Source organism: Janibacter cremeus (genome assembly GCF_013409205.1).
Lineage (GTDB): Bacteria > Actinomycetota > Actinomycetes > Actinomycetales > Dermatophilaceae > Janibacter > Janibacter cremeus.
Map to the genome: position 1 here is coordinate 1,409,195 of NZ_JACCAE010000001.1, position 18,576 is coordinate 1,427,770.

The window sequence follows — 18,576 nt, forward strand, 5'->3', positions numbered from 1 at the left end:
ACCTACTTCGTCTCAGACTGGTCGAGCTCGACCTCGATCGACCCGTCGGTGATGCCCTTAACGGACTCGTCGACCTTCGCGCGCACGTTCTTCGGGATCGCGTCTGCCATCTCGACGCTCGCGCCCTTGCCGAAGGTGATCTGGTAATACCCGCTGGTCGTGCCGTCGCTGATGTCGGTGACGATCTCGTTCACGGGAGCCTTGAAGTCGTACAGAACGGTCGCGGCGTAGTGATCCGGGTCGTTCTTGGACTTGTCGGTGTACTTGACGGTCAGCCATGCGTCACCGGGGTCGACCTTACTCATGGCCTTGAACGAGCCGACCGCACCCAAGTTCAGCGAAGTCACGATGACGTCGTTGTCCTGCGACAGCAGTTGTGACGTCAACTGTTGGGCCTTGACCGTGTCGTTGAAGTCACCACTCCACACCGTGTTGAGTTCGACCTCCTTGCCGCTGTCCTTGATGGCCTGGCGCATGGCGTGCACCTCGGAATATGAGAACGGAAGGGATAGCCCACCGAGGTAGCCGACCTTCCCGGAGTCAGTCAGGTTGGCAGCCAGAGTGCCAATGGGATAGAAAACCGTGTGGAAGTTGCGATCAAGGACCCACACGTTGTCCGGCTGGCCCTCGGGTTCGCCATCGAACTCACCGATGAAATTAACGTCAGGGTTCTGCTTGGCGATCTTCGCCGTAGCCTCGTAGAACTGGGATCCGTGGGTCCACACAACGTCATAGCCATCCGCGACGTACTCTTGGAGGACCCTCTCGATGTCTGGGACCGGCACACTCTCGGAATAGGACACTTCAGCGCCGTCTTCTTCCAGTTCATCCAAAGCTTGGAGGCCCAGGGCGTTGTAGTCGGCGTCGGTGGTGGGGCCAGAGAAGATTCCTGCGACCCGCAGGGGATCGCCTTCCGATGAGCCCGAGTCGCCGCCACACGCGCTGAGCGCCAGCGCTCCTAGGATGGATGGGACGACAAGGAACTTCGTTGTTCTGCGCATATCGGCGAACCTCCGCTGGTGGTGTGATAGCACTCACGTCCATTGCGGCTCCAACGCTAGAGAGACGTCAAGCAGGCTGTCGCCAGCAAGACGGTCCACCTTTACGCCTAGCCTCCAGCACAAGTTGCCAGTTCACGCAGGCCAAGTTTGCTGTAAAAGGCCCTGACTCAGAGCTGGATTCTGCGCACCTGCAGGGCCACCGCGAGGTTGAGCCGCAGAGCCGGGTCGACGGTGAACTTGCCCAACATCTGCTCGAGCTTCGTGATCCGGTAACGCATCGTGTTGTAGTGCACGTACTGCAGGCGGGAGGCCTCGGCGACGTTGAGGTTGGTGTCGAGGAGGACCTGCAGCGTCTCGCGCAGGTCCTGCGACTCGGCACCCTCGTCCGCGAGGTCCCCCAGGACGTCCTTGGCGAAGGCGTCCATCTCATCCCGGTCCGGGATGAGGCCGATCAGGCGGTGGATCCCCAGGTCATCGAAGTGGGAGGTCCCGCTACCGCCGGTGAAGCGAAAGCCGACCTCGTTCGCCCGACGCGCCTGCCCATAGGCGGCAGGCAGACCCTCCCAGGCGTGCACGAGACGGCTGGTGCCCACGGAGAAGGGCCGCCGACGCCCACCGCGGTCTCCCGCCACAGCCGTGACGATGTCGGCCACCTGTGCCTGCAGGTGGGCCGTCGCGGCCTTGGGCTGGCCACGCAGCCCCTCGGGTGCCGAGAGGACGGTGACGACCTCGTCGAAGAAGTCGGCCGATGGGTACTGGGCGCCGTGCGAGGCCACCACCTTGTTCCAGGCGAGGAAGAACCGCTGCTGCCACTCCCTTCGCATGCTCGTCGGCACCTGCTCCGCCTCCGCGGCCGGCGGATCGAGCTTGGCCGTGACCACCATCGCCGGGAGGTCGATGCTCCACCCCAGGCCTGCCGCGTACTCCTGGACCCGGTCCTCGTCGCCGGCCCGGCCACTGAGGACGTCCCTGAGGAAGTCGCCGCGGTACTTCGACTCGACCGCACTGACCGCCTGCTGCTGGCTGATCAGCAGTGCCGCCACCGCCGAGGCCCGCTGCAGGGCGTAGACATCGTCCTTCGGCACGACCCGCTGCGGGTCGAAGGCCACGAGACGCGCCAGGTCACTGCTCGCCGCGACGACCGGCTGGACCAGCACCTGCCCGCTGCCGATGCTCATCGGCCGCACCCGCAGACGTTCGACCCGGAACCGCCCGGTCGCGTCGAAGGCGTCCGACTCCGTGAGCGCCCGACGCATCTCCTGCGTCAGGGCGCCCGCGAGCTCACGCCCGTCGACCGTCGTCACGAGGATCCCGATCCCCAGCACGTCCGCGATACGGGTGGCGATCTGCTCCAGGCCCGCCCCCTCCAGGACGAGCCCCTCGAGCGCGGCATGCAGGGCGTCCGTGCGTTGCAGGACGTCAGCCTGCACATCGGTCAGACGGACGTGGACCTGCTCCAGCAGGTCATCGAAGGCCATGTCCACGGACAGGTCCAACAACGGGAAACCGAGGTCGTCGGCAACGTCGAGGACCCGTGCGGGGACCTCCTCGACGTACCTGCCGACCTTGATCCCCAGCGCGGCGACTTCGCGCTCGTCCAGCGCGCGCACCAAGTCGATGAACCGGTCCTCGTCCAGACCGACCAGCGGATACCCCGCAGTGACCAGCAGGGCGTGCGGGCGGACCCAGTCGACGATGTCGGGGACCTCCATGACGTTCAACCGCGTGACCACCCGGTCAAGACCCGACCGGCCGGCCAGGACCGAGGTGTCGGCCATGGTGTCGATCTTCAACACATCACGAAGTGGAACACGGTACGCATGTGTCACGAAAAGATGTCAATTCTGCTAGAAATGATTGGCACTTCCTGCCTTAACTCAGGCTAGCAGGAGCGACTACGGTCACAATATGACCCCAGGGATGTTGTTGTGAGCGCCGCGACGCACGCCGTCGCCGCCGCGGCTCCCCAGTGGGTTCGCGACCTGCTCACCAGTGGGGCGACGGACGCACTCGTACTGCATTCGGGGTCCGACGCGGTGTACCTGCAGGTGGGCGATCCGCCGCGCAAGGACGTCGTCGCCGTGCTGTCACGGCACGCGATCGCGGTCCCCTGCGCACTACGCACCCAGTTGTCGGGCACCGGGGAGCTGACCCTCGACCGGCGCCCGCCCACTCCCGGCGACCGGGTGGCGATCAGCCACGCACGCCTGCACTTCACCGGAGCGAGTGTCCACGTCGGCCGCCTCGTCAGCCACACCTCACCGGCAATCGATCCCGCCCTCGCCCCCCTGATGTCGCAGCGACTGGCGCTCGCTCTCGACCCGAACGACGCCGGCCGTGCCGAGCTCCCGGCGAAGGGGTTGGGTGCACTGGTCGCAGCCGACCCGCGTTCAGTGGACGTGCTGCTGGGGCTCGGCAGTGGACTGACGCCACTGGGTGACGACGTCCTCTGCGGCTGGCTGGCCGTCATGGTCGCCGCTGCACACCCCTGCTCAGCAGGTGTTGCCGAGCGGGCGCTCGCCCTGGCCGACCACCGCACCACCGCACTCTCGGCAACGCTACTGCGCCGAGCCGCACGCGCGGAGGTGGTCCCGCAGTTCGCGGAGCTCCTGCGGTCGCTCACCGTCCAACCAGACGCGGTCTCCACGGCCGTGCACGACCTGACACGCATCGGTCACACGTCTGGCTTCGGCCTGGCGCTGGGACTCGCGCTCGCCCTCGACCACCTCGGATCAAGGAGTACCTGCTCATGACACGTTCTACCGCCGACACCGACTTCGACCACGTCGAGTGTCGTCCCGGCGCCTACGCCGACTCCGTCGCCCTGCTGCAGGTCAGCAAGGACGTCGCTGCCGTCGACGGCGTCCGGGCAGCACAGGTCGCCATGGCAACGCCGTTGAACCTCGACGTCATCGCCTCCATGGGCTTCGACCTGCCCGAGACCTCCCCCAACGACATGGTCGTGGCGCTCCGGCTCGAGTCCGAGTCGCACCTCGACAGCGCACTCGCCGCGGTCGATGCGGCACTCGTCGCCGTGACCCGGCGCACGGAGTCCGCCGGCAGCGTCGAGGAGCCGCCCCGGACCATCGCGAGCGCGATCAAGCGGTCCGAGGCCGCGATGGGCCTGGTCTCGGTCCCCGGCGCGAACGCAGTGGTCGAGGCCATGGACGCTCTCGACGCCGGTCACGACGTGATGGTCTTCAGTGACAACGTCCCGGTCGCCCAGGAAATCGCGCTGAAGCAGGTCGCTGCAGAGCGCGACCTGCTCGTCATGGGGCCGGACTGCGGCACCGCGATGGTGGATGGAGTGGGACTCGGCTTTGCCAACACGGTCCAGCCCGGGCCCGTCGGCCTGGTTGCCGCATCCGGCACCGGCTGCCAGCAGCTGATGTGCCTCCTCGACCACGCCGGCGTCGGTATGACGGCCGCACTCGGTGTCGGTGGGCGCGACCTGAGCGTGGACGTCGGTGCCATGGCGACCAGGCAGGCGATGCGGCGCCTCGACGCGGACCCGGCAACGGAACTGATCGTCGTCGTGTCCAAGCCGCCGGCGGCCCAGGTCGCCAGCGAACTGCGCGACTTCGCGAAGACACTGGGCACGCCCGTGCACTTCGCGCTCCTGGGGGCGGGCCAGCCGGACCTGACTGCCTCGGCCGAGGAGATCCTGCAGACTCTGGGACGACCGGTACCGCAGTGGCCGACGTGGGGCGCCTCCGCCGCCACGGTGAGTCCCGGGCGCCTGCGCGGCCTCTTCGCCGGTGGCACGCTGTGCGACGAGGCGATGATCATGGCCACCGACCAGCTCGGCCCGGTCCACAGCAACATCCCCCTGGACCCGCAGTACGCGCTCGACTCCACACTGACCGCTGACGGCACCGTGATGATCGACTTCGGCGATGACACGATGACGGCGGGGCGCCCGCACCCGATGATCGACCCGACGATCCGCCTGGAGTACCTGGCCCGCACGGCCGCGGACCCCGCTACCTCGGCCGTGCTCATGGACGTCGTCCTCGGTCACGGTGCCGACGCCGACCCCGCCGCCACGACCGCCCCGGCGATCCGCGCTGCCATCGCTGCGGCCCGGGACGACGGCCGCGAGCTGGCCGTGCTCGTGGCCTGCGTCGGGACCGCCAGCGACCCGCAGGTCCTCGACGACCAGGCCGCAGCGCTGGCGGATGCCGGCGCGGAGGTCTTCCTGTCCAATGCCCGGGCCGCCGGCCGGGCGATCTCGCTGATCGGAGCCACAGCATGACGACCACGCACAGCCCCACGACCGGTGTCGCCTCCGCCGGCGCCAGCATCTTCGCCGATGCCCTGGACGCCCAGGCCGTACCCGTCACCCGGGTCGACTGGCGCCCTCCCATGGAGGGCACCGAGTCCGACCTGGCGACCGTCGCGACCGACCCCCTTCGTCAGGAGGCGAACCAGCGCGCCCTCGAGGCCGTGCTCGCCGTCCAGGCCATGGTGGTCGACGTGGCCCCCGCCCACGAGGTCCTCGGTCTCGAGCGTGGACAGTTCCTGCATGCCGGCCCCCCGCTGGCGTGGGAGAACGCATCCGGCCCGATGCGCGGTGCGCTCATGGGAGCTGCGGCCCTCGAGGGCCTCGTGGACGACCCGGAGGACGCCGCCACACTCTTCGCCGCCGGTGACCAGGTGAGCATGGAGCCGTGCCACCACCGTCAGGCCGTCGGCCCGATGGCCGGCGTCATCTCCGCCTCCATGTGGATGTGGGTGCTCGAGGACCCCGTGGACGGCCGCCGTACCTACTGCTCCCTCAACGAGGGCCTGGGCAAGGTGCTTCGCTACGGGGCGTACTCGCCGGAAGTCCTCACGCGGCTGCGGTGGATGTCCGAGACCCTCGGGCCGCTCCTGGCCGAGGCGGTCCGCGCGACGGGCCCCATCGACGCGACCGCCATCCTCGGTCAGATGCTGCAGATGGGCGACGAGGCCCACAACCGCAACCGGGCCGGCACGCTCATGCTGCTGCGGGACATCGCCCCGGCCCTCGCACGCAGCAGCGCCGACCCTGCCGACGTGGCCGAGGCGTTCGCCTTCATGGGTGGCAACGACCACTTCTTCCTGAACGTGGCGATGCCTGCCTGCAAGTTGCAGATGGATGCCGCCCGTGGGATCGAGGGCTCGACCATGGTCGTGGCAATGGCGCGCAACGGCACCGAGTTCGGCATCCAGGTCGCCGGCACCGACAACGAGTGGTTCACCGGCCCAGCCCAGGTCGCGGACGGCCTCTTCCTCGGCGACTTCGGCCCCGAGGACGCCAACCCCGACATCGGCGACTCCGCCATCACGGAGACGGCGGGCATCGGTGGCTTTTCGATGGCCACCGCACCGGCCATCGTCCGCTTCGTGGGCGGCTCGGTCCCCGATGCCCTGGCCACCACCCGTCGAATGGGTGAGATCACCCTCGGCGAGAACAGCCGCTGGGCCATCCCCGTCCTCGACTTCCTCGGCGCCCCCACGGGCATCGACGTGTCGAAGGTGTGCCGCACGGGCATCCTGCCGCAGATCAACACCGGGATGGCCGGTCGGCTCGCCGGCGTCGGCCAAGTGGGTGCCGGCCTGGTCACGCCCCCCGGGGAGATCTTCCCGTCGGCCCTTGCCGCTTTGGCTGCCCGTACCCGAGCCCGCGCCGCCAGCTGACCAGCAGATCAGCCCGACGAGACCGTCCTGCTCCGACCCGGAGCAGGACGGTCTCGTCTCAGCGGACGGGGGCAGCGACGACCACGGCAGTGGCGATGGCGGCAGCACCCTCGCCCCGGCCGGTGAGGCCCAGCGCATCCGAGGTCGTGCCGCTCAGGCTGACCGGCGCGCCACACGCATCCGACATGGCCGTCTGGGCCTCCCCACGCCGGGGGCCTATCTTGGGTCGGTTGCCGACGACCTGCACCGCGACGTTGCCGATCTCGAAACCGGCCTCGCCCACCAGTCGCGCCGCCTCGGCCAGCAGCACGAGACCGGACGCACCGGCCAGCTCCGGCCTCCCGGTACCGAAGTGGGTTCCGAGGTCACCGATCCCGGCCGCCGAGAAAAGCGCGTCGCAGGCAGCGTGGCAGGCCACATCGGCATCCGAGTGGCCCTCGAGGCCGATCTCCCCCGGCCACAGCAGGCCCCCCACCCACAGCTCTCGGCCGGAGTCGGGCCCGGCGAAGGCATGGACGTCGACACCGATCCCGGTCCGCGGCAACGCAGTCATGACGTCAGTCTCGCAGGGTCGGCCCAGCGCGGGAGGGTGACTAGCGTGGCGTCCGTGCAGATCCACGAGTCGGTCGTCATCGGTGCGGGTCAGGGGGGCCTGTCCGCGTCCTTCCACCTGCGCCGACTCGGTATCGAGCACGTGGTCCTCGACGCGAACACCCGACCCGGTGGCGCGTGGCAGCACCGTTGGGACTCACTGTCGATGGACGACGTCCACGGTGTCGCGGACCTGCCCGACGCTCGCGCTCCGGACGAGTCCGGCGACCGGGCCAACGAGGTCATCGCCAGATGGTTCGACGAGTACGAGGACACCCACGAGCTCCCGGTGCTGCGGCCGGTCCACGTCGACCGGGTCACGGACGAGGACGGCCTGCTCGTGGTCCGTGCGGGAGAGTCCTCCTGGACCTCGCGCACGCTGATCAACGCAACGGGGACGTGGACACGCCCGTTCGTCCCGAGCTACCCCGGCCAGCGGGACTTCCGCGGCGAGCAGTGGCACACGGTCGCCTACCCCGGGGCGGAGCATTTCCGCGGCAAGCGTGTGGTCGTGGTCGGGGGCGGTGCGTCCGCCGTGCAGTTCATCGGCGAGATCGCGACGATCGCCGACCTGACGTGGGTCACTCGGCGTGAGCCGGTGTGGAACGACGGGGACTTCTCCGGCCGCGAGGCGATCGAGCTCGTCCAGGAACGGGTGCGCGAGGGCCGCCCGCCGGCCAGCGTCGTCTCAGCCACCGGGTTGCAGCTACGTCCCCAGGAGATGGATGCGGCCCGGACGGGCGTCTACGGCCGGCGGCGCCCGATGTTCCAGCGGATCGAGCAGGACGGGGTTCGGTGGGCCGACGGCAACCACGAGCGGGTGGACGCGATCCTGTGGGCCACGGGCTTCCGCGCCGCGGTGCGCCACCTGGCACCACTCGGCCTGCGCAGTCCCGAGGGCGGCATCGCCCTGCAGCCCGGGAGCACGGACGTGCAGACCTCGGTGACGAGCGCGGTCGACCCACGGGTGCAGCTCGTCGGCTATGGCCCCTCCGCGAGCACCATCGGCGGCAACCGGGCCGGCCGGGCCGCTGCCGTGGCCGTGCGTCGCCACCTCAACCGGCAGTCAGCCGCAGCAGCCGCTCGGCGCGCTCGAGGTCCTCGGGTGTCGTGATCTTCAGCGAGCGGTGGTCGCCCTCCACAACGAGCACGGGATGACCGAGCGCCTCGACGAGCGCGGCGTCGTCCGTCGCGGCCACCGCGCAGGCGTGGGCCTGCTCGAGCACCTCCCGCCGGAACCCCTGCGGTGTCTGCACGGCGCGCAGCGAGTCCCGGGAGGGAGTACCGGTCACCAGCCCCTCACCGTCGATGACCTTGATCGTGTCCACGACGGGGACACCGGGGACCGCCCCCGCCGCTCCCCCGTCCAGCGCCTCGAGCACGCGCTCGAAGACGACCACGGGAGTCAGGCACCGAGCGGCGTCGTGGACGAGGACGATTCGCACCGCACCGGAGAGTGCCGCCAGCCCGGCGGCGACGGAGTCGGTGCGCTCGGCTCCGCCGGGCACGACCTGCAGGGTCGGACCCGTGGGGCCGGTCATCGGTGCCGCGACCGCCTCCGCCCCGGCGACCAGATCGGCCGGGACGACCACGATCACCTCGTCGACACCGGCGGTGGCGACCACGCCGCGCAGCGCATGCTCCAGCAGCGTCATCCCCGAGAGCTCGACGAAGGCCTTGGGTCGCTCGGCGCCCAGACGGGTGCCGGATCCGGCTGCCACGACGACGACGCCCACACCGGAGTCGGTGTGGGCGTCGTCGTTCTGCCTGTGGTTCAGGACCCTGTCCTTCAGGAAGCCAGGACCTCGTCGAGGATGACCTCGGCCTTGTCCTCGTCCGTCTTCTCCGCGAGCGCGAGCTCGGAGACGAGGATCTGGCGCGCCTTGGCCAGCATTCGCTTCTCACCTGCGGACAGGCCGCGATCCTTCTCACGACGCCAGAGGTCGCGCACGACCTCGGAGACCTTGATGACGTCACCGGAGGCCAACTTCTCGAGGTTGGCCTTGTAGCGACGCGACCAGTTCGTGGGCTCCTCGGCGTGCGGCGTGCGCAGCACCTCGAAGACCCGATCCAGCCCTTCCTTGCCGACGACGTCGCGGACACCCACGAGGTCGCAGTTCTCGGCGGGAACCTCGATGGTCAGATCTCCCTGTGCCACCTTCAACTTGAGGTACTGCTTGTCCTCGCCCTTGATCTTTCGGAACTTGATCTCTTCGATCAAAGCAGCCCCGTGGTGGGGGTACACGACCGTCTCGCCGACCTTGAAATCCATGTGGAGATTGCCCCTTTCGCGACCTCCAGTTTAACACGGCGTGTCGTGAGTCGCACAGGCGACCCTGACCGACAGAATGCCCCGCGCGCGCACGGTGTGTGGGAGCCGACGGGCGCCCCTGTCCTCCTGACACCGACGCCCCGCTACGATGTGCCTCGTGAAGCACAATCTCCGCACCCGTGGCCGCGCCCTCGCCCTGACTGTGGTCCTGGCCGCCAGCACCGCCGGCTGCTCCGTGTACTCCCCGTTGCAGACGACGAAGACGCAGTCCATCACCGACGGCGTCGTCGTCAAGGGACTGCCCGACCACGTCCAGTTCGAGAACCTCGCCCTGATCAGCAGCGAGGACGGTGGCACCGCGGTCGTCACCGGTTCGGTCGAGAACGCCGGCACGAATCCGATCACCGTCACCATCGCCGGCGGCTCGGGCAAGGCATCGACCAAGGTCGCCCCCGGGACGCTTCTCACCCTCGGCGACGAGGACCTCATGCTCAAGGGACTCAAGGAGGGCGCGGGTGCCATGACGGACGTCGAGGTCACCGTCGGCGACAAGACCGTCCCGCTGCAGGCCCCCGTCCTCCCGCCGACCGGCTACTACAAGGAGTACGCGCCGAAGGGGTGACCCGCCCCCCTTCGAGGCGCCCACGCAGAACGTGGGACCCCTTCGTCGCACCTCAGAACACCGCCTTCGTCAGGGTTGTCCAGTGATCAGCTCTCGAACTTGTAGCCCAGACCGCGGACGGTGACGATGTGCACCGGCTTGGCGGGGTCCGACTCGACCTTGGCGCGCAGCCTCTTGATGTGCACGTCCAGGGTCTTGGTGTCACCGACGTAGTCGCTGCCCCAGACCCGGTCGATCAGCTGGACCCGGGTGAGGACCCGGCCGGCGTTGCGCAGCAGCATCTCGAGGAGCTCGAACTCCTTCAGCGGCAGCTGGATCTGCTCCCCGTGCACGGCCACGACGTGCCGGTCGACGTCCATGCGCACGGGCCCGCCCTCGACCGTCGAGGGCAACAGCTCCTCCGGCTCGGCGCGGCGCCGCAGCACGGCCTTGATCCGGGCGAGCAGCTCGCGCGAGCTGTAAGGCTTGGTGACGTAGTCGTCGGCGCCGATCTCCAGCCCGACCACCTTGTCGATCTCGCCGTCCTTGGCGGTCAGCATGATCACGGGCACGTTGGAGCGCTGCCGGATCGTGCGGCAGACGTCGATGCCGGACAGGCCCGGCAGCATCAGGTCGAGCAGGACGAGGTCGGCACCGTCGGACTCGAAGGCACAGACGGCGTCGGGGCCGTTCTCGGCGACCGCGACCTCGTACCCCTCCTTCTCCAGCAGGTAGGACAGGGGGTCGGAGAAGGACACTTCGTCCTCGACCACGAGGATGCGTGTCATCGGCGGAACTCCTTTGTGGGGGTTGTCGGGTCAAGACTCTGGTCGGGCGACTCGAGCGTCTCAGGGGCGACGGGGACTCGGATCGTGAAGGTCGAACCGTGCTGGCCGTCGCTCCAGACCCGCACGTCGCCACCGTGGTTGGCGCAGATGTGCTTGACGATCGACAGGCCCAGCCCGGTGCCACCGGTGGCGCGGGAGCGGGCCATGTCCATGCGGTAGAAGCGCTCGAAGATGCGGGCCTGCTCGGCCTCGGGGACACCGGAGCCCTGGTCGGTCACGGCGATCTCGATCGTGCCGTCCTGCAGCCGTGCACCCACGCCCACCGAGGTGTCGGCGTCGGAGTACGCGATGGCATTGCCGACGAGGTTGCGCACGGCGGTGACGAGCATGTCCTCGTCGCCGCGCACGTACAGCTCGTCGGCGACCTTGTCGGTCAGGGTGATCCGCTTGGCCTCGGCCTCGAGGTGCACGTGCTCCAGGGCCAGCTGGATCACTTCCTCGATGTCGACCAGCTGCGGGTCCTGCAGCACCGGTGTGCCCTGCAGGCGGGAGAGCTCGACGATCTCCTTGATCAGGCTGGACAGGCGGGTGGCCTCGCCCTGCATGCGGCGGGCGAATCGGTAGACGGCCTCGGGGTCGTCCTTGGCGTCCATGACGGCTTCGGCAAGCAGGGAGATGCCACCGACCGGGGTCTTCAGCTCGTGGCTGACGTTGGCGACGAAGTCGCGGCGGGTCTCCTCCACGCGCCGCCCCTGCGTCTGGTCCTCGACGAGCAGGAGGAGGTGTCGTGCACCCAGGGGCGCCACCCGTGCCGAGACGTACACCGAGGAGCTCAGGCCCTGCCGGGTCAGCTCGAGCTGGGCCTCGCGGATCACGCCGTCGCGGGCCACCTTCTCCGCGATCTCGCGGATCTGCGGGTGGGCGAGGCGCCCGGCGCGCACGAGTCCGTAGGTCACGGCTGCCGGCGACGTGGTGATGACCCCACCGGTCGGATCGAGGACCACCCCGGACGAGCGCAGCACGGCGAGCACGTCTCCGACACCGCGGGGCACCTCCGGCTCCGACTGCGGCTCGACGGCACGCTCGCGGTCGGTCATGGTGATCGCGGCCCAGACGAGGAATCCGATGAGCAGGCCGGCCAGGCCACCCAGAATTGCCGCGGTCGTTGGCTCCACGACACCGAGAGTACTTCTCGAATCAGGCATGCTGGCACCAGGACACCGTGTCCGGCGTGCATCTCGCGATGTTCATCTTCCGGCCCGAGGGCGTTCACGCAGGCAGTGTTCAATCCACCTCAGACAGCGACACCCACCACGAAAGGCGACCCATGCGTCAGGTCTTCCACGACGAACTCGAGCAGGTGTCCACCGACCTGGTGGAGCTCGCCCACCTCGTCGGCTCGGCCATCCGCCGCTCCACGTCCGCGCTGCTCGATGCCGACGTCCAGCTCGCCGAGCAGGTCATCGAGGCCGACCAGGAGATCGATGGCCGGCGCAACCAGCTCGACCTGAAGTCGATCGACCTGCTGGCCCGCCAGGCCCCGGTCGCGAGCGACCTGCGTGCGGTCGTCACCTCCATGCGCATGTCCAGCGACCTGGAGCGGATGGGCGACCTCGCCCGTCACGTGGCCAAGGTCGCCCGGCTGCGCTACCCGGAGAGCGCCGTGCCCGACGAGATGCGCGCGTCCTTCCTGCAGATGGGGCACGTCGCCGAGCGGATCGTCGCCAAGGTGGCCGACATCCTCGTGTCGCAGAGTCTCCAGGGGGCCCGCGCCATCGAGGAGATCGACGACGAGCTCGACGAGCTGCACCGCTCGATGTTCGCCCGGCTGGCCGACAGCCGCTGGGAGCACGGCAGCAGCGCGGCCGTCGACGTCGCCCTGCTCAGCCGCTACTACGAGCGCTTCGGCGACCATGCCGTCACCGTTGCGCGCCGCGTGCGCTTCCTGGTCACGGGCGAGATCGACGGGGTCGACGACGAGGAGGTCGACGTCGACGACGGAGTCTGAGCCGGACTACCTGCCCTGGCCGGCGACCTTCGCGGCCTCGGCGGCCGCGGCCTCGGGGTCGAGGTACTCGGCCGGCCCGGTGGGCATGAAGTCCTCGCCGAGGTCGTAGACCAACGGCATGCCGGTCGGGATGTTCAGCCCCGCGATGTCCTCGTCGCTGATGCCGTCGAGATGCTTGACCAGGGCCCGCAGCGAGTTGCCGTGCGCGGTGACCAGGACGGTCCTGCCGGCGGCGAGATCCTCGCGGATCGGGCCCTCCCAGTACGGCATGAGGCGCTCGATGACGTCCTTGAGGCACTCGGTGCGCGGGATCTCGATGTCGGCGTAGCGCGGGTCACCGGTCTGGGCGTACTCGTCGTCGGTGTCGATCTGCGGCGGCGGGGTGTCGAAGCTGCGGCGCCAGAGCATGAACTGCTCCTCGCCGTACTTCTCCCGGGTCGCCGCCTTGTCCAGGCCCTGCAGCGCGCCGTAGTGGCGCTCGTTGAGGCGCCAGTCGCGGCGGACCGGGATCCAGTGCCGGTCGGCCTCGTCGAGCGCGATGTTGGCGGTGGTGATCGCCCGGCGCAGCACGGAGGTGTGCACGACGTCCGGGAGGAGCCCCGCCTCCTTCATCAGCTGACCGCCGCGGACGGCCTCCTCACGACCCCGGTCGATCAGGTCGACGTCGACCCAGCCGGTGAAGAGGTTCTTTTCGTTCCAGTCGGAGCGCCCGTGGCGCAGCAGGATGAGTGTCGACATGGGGCCAAGGGTAGCTGCGGCCGAGGGGGCGGGCCGATGGGTATGCGGCCCGACTCAGGGAGTGAGGAACGAACGACCAAGGGCCGTGTGCTCATCGGTGTGCACCCGTCAATGCTCGAGCACGCTGCGGAAGGCCTCGAGGTTGCGCAGGGACTCCCCGCGGGAGACCCGCCAGTCCCACTCCTTCTGCATCGAGCTGCGGAAGCCGATGAGCAGCAGCTCGTTGAAGGGCTCGTCGGCAGCCTCCAGCAGGACACCGAGGACCTGGTCGACCACCTGCGGCGACACGGCGCGAAGGGGGATCCTCCCGTTGACGTAGACGTCGCCGGAGGAGTCGATGGAGTAGGCGAGCAGGGGCATGCGCAGGTTGCGACGCAGCAGGAACCGGTAGAACTCGCCGTGGTTCTCGTCCGCGTTGCGGATGACGAAGGCCGTGACCGACAGCGCCTGCTCGCCGACGACGAGCGAGGCGACGGTCTTCAGCTTCTTCTCCCCCGGGAGGGAGACGACGAGCTCGCCGTCCCGCGTCCCGGGCTCGCTCTCGATCCCGGTCTCGGCGATGACCGAGCGGACCACCTCGAGGGCCTGTTCCTTGTCGTTCATCGAGGCACCTCCACGAGCATGTTGTGACGTTCGGCCACGGCGCCAGCGTAGACATCGAGGAGACGGTCCACCGTCACCGACCACCCGAAGGCCTTGGCGTGCGCACGGGCGTTGCTGCGCAGCCGCTCGGCCCCGGCCGGGTCGTCGATGAGGTCCTCCAGCTGCCGGGACCAGTCCTGCGGGTCGTGCCCGTCGACCAGGACGCCACCGTCCCCGACCGCGGTGCGCAGGCCGCCGACGTCGGCCGCGACGACGAGCGCCCCGCTGGCCTGCGCCTCGATGGCGACGAGACCGAAGGACTCGGTGTGCGAGGGCACCGCGACGAGGTCCGCGGCCCGGTACCAGTCGGCCAGCTCGGCCCGGCTCACCGGCGGCGCCAGGTGCAGCACGTCGGTGACGCCGAGCTCCTCGCCGAGCTGCTGCAACCGGTCCGGCGCCACCAGGCCCCGTCCGGAGGCGCCGCCGAGGACGGCCACGACCAGACGCCCACGCAGCTCGGGTCGCCGACCGAGCAGCTCCGCCGCGGCCCGCACGAGGACGTGCGGGCCCTTCAGCGGCTGGATCCGGCCGACGAAGAGCAGCACGACCGCGTCCTGGGGCAGGCCGATCCGCGATCGTGCGTCGTCACGGTCCCCGGGGGCGAAGGTGGTCAGATCCACCCCGGGCGGGACGACCTGGACCTTGTCCGGGTCGGCGTCGTAGTACTCGATGAGCTCGTCGCCCTCCTGCAGGGTGTTGGCGATGAGTCGATCGGCGATGTCGACGACCTGCGCCTCGCCGATCTCGCGACCGGGGGGCTCGGGGACGTCGTCCTCGGCGAGCTGGCGGTTCTTCACGCGAGCCATCGTGTGCATCGTGTGCACCAGCGGCACCTGCCAGCGCTCGGCGACGAGCCAGCCGACCTGACCCGAGAGCCAGTAGTGCGAGTGCGCCAAGTCGTAGTGGCCGTGCGGCACCCGGGCGATCTCACGCATCATCCCCGCGGCGAAGGCGCACAGCTGGCCCGGTAGGTCTTCCTTCAGCAAACCCTCATAGGGCCCGGCGTCGATGTGGCGCACAACCACCCCGGGCTCCATCTCGACCGCATCGGGCAGGTCCGCCGCGGTGCGCCGGGTGAAGATCTCCACCTCCACCCCGCGCGCTGCCAGCTCGCGGGCGGACTCGACGACGTAGACGTTCAGGCCACCGGCGTCACCCGTGCCCGGCTGCGCCAGCGGCGAGGTGTGCACGCTGATCATGGCCACGCGGCGGATCGGCTGATCGCTCACCGGATCACCCTTCACTCGTTCGTCCACCCCGCCAGCGTAGTTGTGCCCGGGGTCGGCCTACGCTGCGTGGGTGTCCAGCCAGCGTCCCGTCGGGAGCATCACCCGCGGAACGACCAATCCCAACCGATTGCGCCGGTGCGACCGGTGGCTGACCTCGACCCACCGTCGCGTCCTGCGCGTCGGGGGACCCCCGGTCATCATCGACCTCGGCCACGGCGCCAGTGGGGTGACGACGGCGGAGTGGGCCCAGCGGGTGCGCAGCGTGCGGCCGGACGTGCGGGTGCGGGGCCTGGAGATCGACCCGGCGAGGGTCATGAGCGCCCAGGCGTGGGCCGGGCCGGGTGTGGAGTTCACCCTCGGCGGCTTCGAGGTACCCCTGCCCCACGGTCAGCGGGCCCGGGTCATCCGCGCCTTCAACGTGCTTCGGCAGTACGACGAGGGCGAGGTCGAGGCACCCTGGGCGACGATGCTCGCCCGTCTGGACGACCACGGCCTCCTCGTCGAGGGCACCTGCGACGAGCTCGGCCGGCTCGGCAGCTGGATCACGCTCGACCGTGGGGGACCGCGCACGCTCACCCTCTCGTGGCGGCTGCGCGACCTCGGCCCGCAGAGGAATCCCTCGGCCGTCGCCGCCCGCCTGCCCAAGGCGCTGATCCACCGCAACATCCCGGGCGAGCCGGTCCACGACCTGCTCGAGCGGCTCGACGACGCGTGGCGGTGGTCGGCCCCCTTCGCCCCGTACGGGCCCCGGCAGCGCGCGGTGGCGGCCATCGGTGAGGTCGCGAAGGAGGTCCCGGTCATCGGCCGGTCGGACCGGTGGCGCCTGGGTGAGCTGACCGTGCCGTGGTCGCTCGTGGCGCCACGCTCCGGCCCGCTGGCACGTCCTCAGCGGCGGTAGTCGTCCTCGAGTCGCACGATGTCGCTCTCGTCGAAGGCGCCGTACCCGATCTCGAGGATCCGGGCGGGGCGGTCGCCGCTGTTGCCCATCCGGTGGACGGCGCCCGGGGGAACCCACACCTTCTCGCCGGTCTGCGCCGCCCAGGACTCGTGCCCGACGGTGACGTCCAGCGGCCCGTCGAGGACCTGCCAGAACTCGCCCCGGTGCTCGTGGGTCTGCAGCGACAGCCGGTGGCCGGGCTCGACGGTGACGACCTTGACGGTCGTCTCCTCGTTGCTGGTGAACTGCTCGAACTGGCCCCAGGGGCGCTGCGAGACGAAGATCGAGCGTCTCGGGTCAGGCGGGTTGCTCACGGACTCTCCCCGGGTACGGATGCTGGAGCAGACATTGTGCCGCAGCTCAGCGGCGGCGGCCCATGACAGCATCTATGGCGGGCCTCACATCGGCGAGGTAGACACCCGCGACGACGATCCCGATGATCGCGAGCAGGCCGAGCCCGCCGCCGAGCACCGCAAAGCCCAGGAGCGTCGCGATGGCCAGGGCCACGACCCAGAAGGTCTTGGACTGCTTGCCCGCAGCCGTGAAGGCGTCCGGGCGCTGCCGGACGGCGTGGAGGAGGGCGTAGACCTCCATGGCCAGGGCGAGCAGCCCCAGACCGAGGATGATCCACGCCTGGATCTGACCGATGATCTGCACGGGTCCAGACTAGGCGGGCGCGTCGATGATGAGCGTCACCGGACCGTCACCGTGGATGTCGACGGCCATGTCGGCGCCGAACCGCCCGGTGGCCACGGTCAGGCCGCGCTCGCGCAGTCCCTCGGCCACGGCGTCGACGACCGGCTCGGCGACCGGGCCCGGGGCGGCGGCGTTCCACGACGGACGGCGCCCCTTGCGGATGTCCGCGTGGAGGGTGAACTGGCTGACCACGAGCACGGCGCCGCCGCTGTCGGTCACCGATGTCTCGCCGGACATGATTCGCAGCTCGGCGATCTTGCGCACCGTCGTCGCGATCTCCCGCGGTCCGTCCTCGTGCGTCACGCCGACCAGGGCGACGAGGCCGGGTCCGATCTCGCCGACCGTCTCTTCGCCGACGCGCACGCGGGCGGAGCTCACCCGCTGCACGACCGTCCTCATGAGGTCAGCCCGACGACCTCGACGGAGCCCACCCGGCGGCCGTGGCCGAGCACCGGCTGGTCGGCCAGGGCGCGCAGGCCTTCGGAGTCGAGGTCGAGGGCGAGCAGGGAGTGCGCGAGCAGGCCACGGCGGGCACGGGGCTGGGACGAGCCGTCGGCGACCTTGATCGCCACGCCCCGGCCGTCGGCGAGGCCGGCCGCGTAGACCGACTCGGCGCCGTCCTTGGCGACGAGGCCGGGGACGGCCTCCATGAAGGCCGTGACGTCCCGGCCGGTGCCGCCCACCATGTGCGGTGCGGTGCGCATGGCCGTGGCGACCCTCCCTTCGGCGGTGTCCTCGTCCGCGGCTGCGAGGACCCCGAAGGCCGCTGCCAACCCACGCAGCGGGACGGCGAAGAGCGGTGCCCCGCACCCGTCCACGGTCGTGTGGGCCACCGGGCCGACGACCTGCGCGGTGGTGTCTCGAATCGCCTGCTGGAGGGGGTGCTGTGGGTCGAGGTAGTTCTCGATCGGCCAGTCGTTGACCGTGCAGGTGATGAGCATGCCGGCGTGCTTGCCGGAGCAGTCCTGGGCGACCGACTCGCTCGCTCGACCGGCGACGAGCCAGCGGGCGTGCTCGAGTTCACCCAGGGGCAGGGCCGGGGTGTTCTGCAGCGCGGACAGGTCGAGGCCGACGCTCGCGAGCGCCTCGGCGACGCCCTCGCGGTGGACGTCCTGCCCGGAGTGGCTCGCGCACACGAGAGCGAGCAGGTGCGGCGGCAGGTCAAGCCCGGCGCGGACCATCGCCAGCGCCTGGATCGGCTTGAGCGAGGAGCGTGGCAGGACGGGGTCGTCGACCCTTCCATGACGAAGGGGGGTCCCTCCCGCGGGGTCGGTCGCGACGAGCGTCGCTCGCTGGGCGGACTCGATGAAGCCCCCGCGGGTCACGTGGACCAGCACGGGGGCCTCGTCGAGACTGGTGGTGTCAGGGGCCTGGGCGGTCATCCGCCGCAGGCTACCGCCTCACCACAGCAT

The 18,576-nt window shown here is 69.9% G+C and carries 21 protein-coding genes; 7 read left to right on the forward strand and 14 right to left on the reverse strand.

What is annotated here, in order from left to right; translation table 11 throughout:
* Positions 1 to 2: 2 nt before the first annotated feature.
* Positions 3 to 1,001 carry a BMP family protein gene (locus BJY20_RS06605; RefSeq protein ID WP_185990796.1) on the reverse strand — a complete coding sequence of 333 codons (999 nt, stop codon included), beginning with the start codon at positions 999 to 1,001 and terminating at the stop codon, positions 3 to 5.
* Positions 1,002 to 1,168: 167 nt separating this feature from the next.
* A complete protein-coding gene (locus BJY20_RS06610) occupies positions 1,169 to 2,830 on the reverse strand; it encodes a PucR family transcriptional regulator (protein WP_343062798.1) in 1,662 nt (553 codons plus the stop codon).
* A gap of 99 nt (positions 2,831 to 2,929) precedes the next feature.
* Here BJY20_RS06610 and BJY20_RS16430 point away from each other — a divergent pair, with 99 nt between their 5' ends.
* From BJY20_RS16430 to BJY20_RS06625, 3 genes are read left to right on the forward strand one after another with little or no spacing between them, the layout of a single operon-like run.
* The gene (locus BJY20_RS16430; RefSeq protein WP_185990798.1) at positions 2,930 to 3,754 is read left to right on the forward strand and encodes an oxamate carbamoyltransferase subunit AllH family protein; all 825 of its coding nucleotides are present in this window, start codon (positions 2,930 to 2,932) and stop codon (positions 3,752 to 3,754) included.
* Positions 3,751 to 5,256, forward strand: a complete 1,506-nt coding sequence (locus BJY20_RS06620; protein WP_185990799.1) for an AllF/FdrA family protein — start codon at positions 3,751 to 3,753, stop codon at positions 5,254 to 5,256. Before BJY20_RS16430 ends, BJY20_RS06620 begins: the two co-directional genes overlap by 4 nt.
* A complete protein-coding gene (locus BJY20_RS06625; protein ID WP_185990800.1) occupies positions 5,253 to 6,662 on the forward strand; it encodes a YlbE family protein in 1,410 nt (469 codons plus the stop codon). Before BJY20_RS06620 ends, BJY20_RS06625 begins: the two co-directional genes overlap by 4 nt.
* A gap of 58 nt (positions 6,663 to 6,720) precedes the next feature.
* On the opposite strand, the gene ispF is transcribed toward BJY20_RS06625, so the two are convergent.
* Positions 6,721 to 7,215, reverse strand: a complete 495-nt coding sequence (gene ispF / locus BJY20_RS06630; protein ID WP_185990801.1) for a 2-C-methyl-D-erythritol 2,4-cyclodiphosphate synthase — start codon at positions 7,213 to 7,215, stop codon at positions 6,721 to 6,723.
* Positions 7,216 to 7,269: 54 nt separating this feature from the next.
* On the opposite strand from ispF, the gene BJY20_RS06635 reads away from it, so the two are divergent.
* Entirely contained in the window at positions 7,270 to 8,367 is a 1,098-nt protein-coding gene (locus BJY20_RS06635; protein WP_185992495.1) for an NAD(P)-binding domain-containing protein, read from the forward strand.
* Here the strand turns inward: BJY20_RS06635 and ispD are convergent.
* Together ispD and BJY20_RS06645 are read right to left on the reverse strand one after the other, a co-directional pair.
* Positions 8,309 to 8,974: a 2-C-methyl-D-erythritol 4-phosphate cytidylyltransferase gene (gene ispD, locus BJY20_RS06640; RefSeq protein WP_343062799.1), complete on the reverse strand. Its 666-nt coding sequence runs from the start codon at positions 8,972 to 8,974 to the stop codon at positions 8,309 to 8,311. The genes BJY20_RS06635 and ispD overlap by 59 nt on opposite strands.
* 68 nt (positions 8,975 to 9,042) lie before the next feature.
* Positions 9,043 to 9,525 carry a CarD family transcriptional regulator gene (locus tag BJY20_RS06645; protein WP_185990803.1) on the reverse strand — a complete coding sequence of 161 codons (483 nt, stop codon included), beginning with the start codon at positions 9,523 to 9,525 and terminating at the stop codon, positions 9,043 to 9,045.
* 157 nt (positions 9,526 to 9,682) lie between these two features.
* Between BJY20_RS06645 and BJY20_RS06650 the strand changes: the two genes are divergently transcribed.
* Complete coding sequence (locus BJY20_RS06650) at positions 9,683 to 10,147, forward strand: hypothetical protein (RefSeq protein ID WP_185990804.1); 465 nt, start codon at positions 9,683 to 9,685, stop codon at positions 10,145 to 10,147.
* Positions 10,148 to 10,233: 86 nt separating this feature from the next.
* Here BJY20_RS06650 and BJY20_RS06655 read toward each other — a convergent pair whose 3' ends face one another.
* Both BJY20_RS06655 and BJY20_RS06660 read right to left on the reverse strand, forming a co-directional pair.
* On the reverse strand, positions 10,234 to 10,914 hold the full coding sequence (locus tag BJY20_RS06655; protein ID WP_185990805.1) for a response regulator transcription factor: 681 nt from the start codon (positions 10,912 to 10,914) through the stop codon (positions 10,234 to 10,236).
* Positions 10,911 to 12,089: an ATP-binding protein gene (locus BJY20_RS06660; protein WP_185990806.1), complete on the reverse strand. Its 1,179-nt coding sequence runs from the start codon at positions 12,087 to 12,089 to the stop codon at positions 10,911 to 10,913. Before BJY20_RS06660 ends, BJY20_RS06655 begins: the two co-directional genes overlap by 4 nt.
* Positions 12,090 to 12,241: 152 nt before the next feature.
* Here BJY20_RS06660 and phoU point away from each other — a divergent pair, with 152 nt between their 5' ends.
* A complete protein-coding gene (gene phoU, locus BJY20_RS06665) occupies positions 12,242 to 12,922 on the forward strand; it encodes a phosphate signaling complex protein PhoU (RefSeq protein WP_185990807.1) in 681 nt (226 codons plus the stop codon).
* 6 nt (positions 12,923 to 12,928) lie between these two features.
* On the opposite strand, the gene BJY20_RS06670 is transcribed toward phoU, so the two are convergent.
* From BJY20_RS06670 to mshA, 3 genes are all read right to left on the reverse strand, one after another.
* Entirely contained in the window at positions 12,929 to 13,660 is a 732-nt protein-coding gene (locus BJY20_RS06670) for a phosphoglyceromutase (RefSeq protein ID WP_185990808.1), read from the reverse strand.
* 108 nt (positions 13,661 to 13,768) lie between these two features.
* Entirely contained in the window at positions 13,769 to 14,263 is a 495-nt protein-coding gene (locus BJY20_RS06675; RefSeq protein ID WP_185990809.1) for a type III secretion system chaperone family protein, read from the reverse strand.
* Entirely contained in the window at positions 14,260 to 15,531 is a 1,272-nt protein-coding gene (gene mshA / locus BJY20_RS06680) for a D-inositol-3-phosphate glycosyltransferase (RefSeq protein WP_343062800.1), read from the reverse strand. Before mshA ends, BJY20_RS06675 begins: the two co-directional genes overlap by 4 nt.
* 70 nt (positions 15,532 to 15,601) lie before the next feature.
* On the opposite strand from mshA, the gene BJY20_RS06685 reads away from it, so the two are divergent.
* Complete coding sequence (locus BJY20_RS06685) at positions 15,602 to 16,429, forward strand: class I SAM-dependent methyltransferase (RefSeq protein WP_185990810.1); 828 nt, start codon at positions 15,602 to 15,604, stop codon at positions 16,427 to 16,429.
* Here the strand turns inward: BJY20_RS06685 and BJY20_RS06690 are convergent.
* Genes BJY20_RS06690 through BJY20_RS06705 form a run of 4 tightly spaced genes read right to left on the reverse strand, consistent with a single transcriptional unit; the run spans position 16,417 to position 18,546 of the window.
* Positions 16,417 to 16,782 (reverse strand): phosphomannose isomerase type II C-terminal cupin domain, encoded by a 366-nt coding sequence (locus tag BJY20_RS06690; RefSeq protein WP_343062801.1) that lies wholly within the window; start codon positions 16,780 to 16,782, stop codon positions 16,417 to 16,419. The two genes, BJY20_RS06685 and BJY20_RS06690, sit on opposite strands and share 13 nt — an antisense overlap.
* 46 nt (positions 16,783 to 16,828) lie before the next feature.
* Complete coding sequence (locus tag BJY20_RS06695) at positions 16,829 to 17,125, reverse strand: DUF2516 family protein (RefSeq protein WP_185990812.1); 297 nt, start codon at positions 17,123 to 17,125, stop codon at positions 16,829 to 16,831.
* 9 nt (positions 17,126 to 17,134) lie between these two features.
* The gene (gene dtd, locus BJY20_RS06700) at positions 17,135 to 17,563 is read right to left on the reverse strand and encodes a D-aminoacyl-tRNA deacylase (protein WP_185990813.1); all 429 of its coding nucleotides are present in this window, start codon (positions 17,561 to 17,563) and stop codon (positions 17,135 to 17,137) included.
* Positions 17,560 to 18,546 (reverse strand): asparaginase, encoded by a 987-nt coding sequence (locus BJY20_RS06705; protein WP_185990814.1) that lies wholly within the window; start codon positions 18,544 to 18,546, stop codon positions 17,560 to 17,562. The genes dtd and BJY20_RS06705 overlap by 4 nt, the downstream gene beginning before the upstream one ends.
* Between the last annotated feature and the right edge of the window lie 30 nt (positions 18,547 to 18,576).